Below are 348 nucleotides of genomic sequence, written 5' to 3' on the forward strand. Positions count from 1 at the left end.
GTTTACTAAACTCTGGTCCATCGATGCCCAAACCGATTGCAGAGTCACATCATTCGATGACCCGTCACTATACACGGCAAAAGCTTGTAGCCTAGTTTGATGCCCTGCAGGTATAGTCACCTTGTTTGGAGCTACCACCAGCTCTGTTAGTTGAGCTTGAGTCACATTCAATAAAGCATCCGCCTGTTGGCTGGCATAAGTAGCCGTCACAACAACATCACCACTCTGATAACTATCCGCCAGTCCTTTTTGATTAATAGATGCCACACTGTTGTTGGAAGATTGCCAACTTGCCAGCTCAGTTACCTCTCGACTTGTCCCATCACTAAATAAAGCGAACGCCTGATA

1 protein-coding gene is annotated in these 348 nt (G+C 46.3%); it reads right to left on the minus strand.

Going from position 1 to position 348, the window contains the following annotated elements; genetic code table 11:
* Positions 1 to 348: Ig-like domain-containing protein (locus AYW76_RS18585; RefSeq protein WP_197467855.1), on the minus strand; the 348-nt coding region annotated here is incomplete at both ends.

The organism is Marinomonas gallaica (assembly GCF_001639745.1).
Classification (GTDB): Bacteria; Pseudomonadota; Gammaproteobacteria; order Pseudomonadales; family Marinomonadaceae; genus Marinomonas; species Marinomonas gallaica.